The organism is Paraburkholderia sp. (assembly GCF_034668105.1).
Taxonomy (GTDB): domain Bacteria; phylum Pseudomonadota; class Gammaproteobacteria; order Burkholderiales; family Burkholderiaceae; genus Paraburkholderia.
Map to the genome: position 1 here is coordinate 1 of NZ_JAXDPY010000681.1, position 3,101 is coordinate 3,101.

At 61.7% G+C, this 3,101-nt stretch carries 1 protein-coding gene; it reads right to left on the reverse strand.

The features are described 5' to 3' along the window. Positions 1-191: 191 nt before the first annotated feature. Positions 192-3,101 (reverse strand): indolepyruvate ferredoxin oxidoreductase family protein (locus tag QOC89_RS30010; RefSeq protein ID WP_323048358.1); only part of this gene is annotated, 2,910 nt, incomplete at its 5' end.

Sequence of the window (3,101 nt, forward strand, 5' to 3'; positions counted from 1 at the left end):
GCAGTTCGTAGTTTTAGTTGCTGTCTGGTAGTTGTTTGTTTTTGGTTGTTGTTGTGTTGTTGGAAGGAGCAGTACCGCTTGTTCTTGTACACACGCATCACGTGTCGAAACAGGCAAAAAAAAGGCGACTGTCCGCGAGGACAGTCGCCTTTTCCATTTCAGGCCGATAGCCGCCGGTCAATCCGGCAAGATCATGCCGCGTGCTGCGTCTTTCCTGCTTCCGGCGAACGCCAGCGCGTCAGCAAATCGTTCCACTTGACCCGCACACCCTTCAGGTTATTTTCCTTCACGTGCCCGTAGCCGCGGATGCCGTCCGGCAGATTCGCCAGTTCGACCGCCAGTTCACGCTTCTGCGCAGTCAGGCCGCCAATCAGCTCGCGCACCAGTGCTTCGTATTCGACGATCAACGCACGCTCCGTGCGACGCTCTTCCGTTTTACCGAACACGTCCAGCGCGGTCCCGCGCAGGAACTTAAGCTTTGCGAGCACGTGCATGGCACTGAACACCCAAGGGCCGTACTTCTTTTTCACCAGATGACCGTGTGCGTCCTTCTTCGAAAACGTCGGCGGCGCGAGGTGAATATGCAGCTTCCAGTCGCCTTCGAAATTCGCCTTTAGCTTTTCGATAAACGCCGGATCGCTGTAGAGTCGCGCGACTTCGTACTCGTCCTTGTAAGCCATCAGCTTGTGCAGATTTTTCGCGACCGCTTCCGTCAACGGCAACTGGTCGTCGATCGAATCGAGCGCCGATTCCGCCACCCGCACTTGCGACACCAGCGCGCGATAGCGGGCGGCGTACGCGTCGTTTTGCCATGCTGCAAGGTAGTCGGCGCGCTTATCGATCAGCGTGTCGAGCGCCTTCGGTGTGTGCAGCGAAATGATCTTGCTGCTCACCGTCTCTGCTGCGGCCCCCCGTCCTTGTGACTGCGCGAGCTTGCGTACCGCAGCCAGATCATGCGCGGCGCGGCGGCCCCATTCGAATGCCGCACGGTTCTTCTCGATCTGGACGTTGTTGAGTTCGATCGCGCGCATCAGCGATTGATAGGTCAGCGGCACACAGCCGCGTTGCCATGCGTAGCCGAGCACGAACGGGTTCGTGTAGATCGCATCGCCGAGCAGCGCGACAGCGAAGTGGTTCGCGTCGACCATATCGACGCCATCGTCGCCCGCACCGGCGCGCACGTCCGCTTCAGTGCTGCTGCCGGGAAAGCGCCAGTTCGGGTTCTTGATGAGTTCGGCGGTCGGCGTATGCGCGCTATTGAGCACGACACGGGTGCGGCCCACCTGCATCCGCGAGACGCACTCGTCGCTGGCTGTGACGATCGCGTCGCAGCCGATCACGAGACTCGCTTCGCCCATTGCGATGCGGGTTGCGTGAATGTCGGTTGGATTCTGGGCGATCTGCACGTGACTCATCACGGCGCCGCCCTTTTGCGCGAGGCCGGTGACGTCGAGTACCGTGACGCCCTTGTTTTCCAGGTGCGCGGCCATGCCGAGCAATGCGCCGATCGTTACGACGCCCGTGCCGCCGACGCCTGTCACCAACACCCCATAAGGGCGCGCGATCGACGGCAGTTCGGGCTCCGGCACCGGCGGCATCGCGTCACCGACGATGCCCGAAGCCGCCTTCGGCTTGCGCAACTGACCTCCTTCGACGGATACGAAGCTCGGGCAGAACCCGTTCACGCACGAGAAGTCCTTGTTGCAGGTCGACTGATTGATCTGGCGCTTGGTGCCGTATTCGGTATCGAGCGGCTCCACGGACAGGCAATTCGACTTCACCGAGCAATCGCCGCAGCCTTCGCACACCGCTTCGTTGATCACGACACGGCGCGCCGGATCCGGATACGTGCCGCGCTTCCTGCGGCGGCGCTTTTCGGTCGCGCAGGTCTGGTCATAGATCAGAATCGTGGTGCCGGGAATCTCGCGAAGCTGACGCTGAACTTCGTCGAGCTTGTCACGATGGTGAATGTCGATGCCGGGTGCGAGGCCGACGTTCGCCGAGTACTTCTCCGGTTCATCGGTGACGATCACGATCTTCGTCGCGCCTTCGGCGGCAAGTTGATGCGTAATCTGCGGCACGGTCAGCACGCCGTCGACCGGCTGGCCGCCCGTCATCGCGACCGCGTCGTTATAAAGAATCTTGTAGGTGATGTTCGCCTTCGACGCGATTGCCGCGCGAATCGCGAGGAGGCCCGAGTGGAAGTAGGTGCCGTCGCCGAGGTTGGCGAACACGTGCTTGTCGTTGCTGAACGGCGCCTGGCCGATCCACGCGACGCCTTCGCCGCCCATCTGGCTGAAGGTGCTGGTGCTGCGGTCCATCCACACGGTCATGTAGTGGCAGCCGATACCGGCCATCGCACGTGAACCTTCCGGCACATTGGTCGACGTGTTGTGCGGGCAGCCCGAGCAGAACCATGGCTTGCGCTCCGCTTCAACGCGCGGACGCGCCAAGGCTTTTTCTTTCGCTTCGATTACCGCGATGCGCATCGCAATGCGCGCGCGTACGTCGGACGGCAGGTCGAACTTGTCGAGCCGCGTGGCAATTGCCTTGGCGATGATCGCGGGCGACAGCTCGTAGTGCGCCGGCAGCAGCCAGTTGCCCATCGGCACCGACCATTCGCCGCCCGCACCGTCTTTTTCGTCGAACTTGCCGAACACGCGCGGACGCTGCGCATCGGGCCAGTTGTACAGCTCTTCCTTGATCGCGTATTCGAGGATCTGGCGTTTTTCTTCAACCACCAGAATTTCCTCGAGACCACGCGCGAACGCTTGCGCGCCTTGCGCCTCGAGCGGCCACACACAGCCGACCTTATACAGACGGATGCCGATGCGCGAACAGGTTTCGTCGTCGAGTCCGAGATCGGTGAGGGCCTGACGCACATCGAGATACGCCTTGCCGCCGGTCATGATGCCGAAGCGCGCGTGCGGCGAATCGATCTCGACACGATCCAGCTTGTTCGCGCGCACGTAGGCGAGGGCGGCGTACCACTTGTAGTCGAGCAGACGCGCTTCCTGGACGAGCGGCGGGTCGGGCCAGCGGATGTTCAGGCCGCCTTCGGGCATCGCGAAATCTTCCGGCAAGACGATCTTCGTGCGATG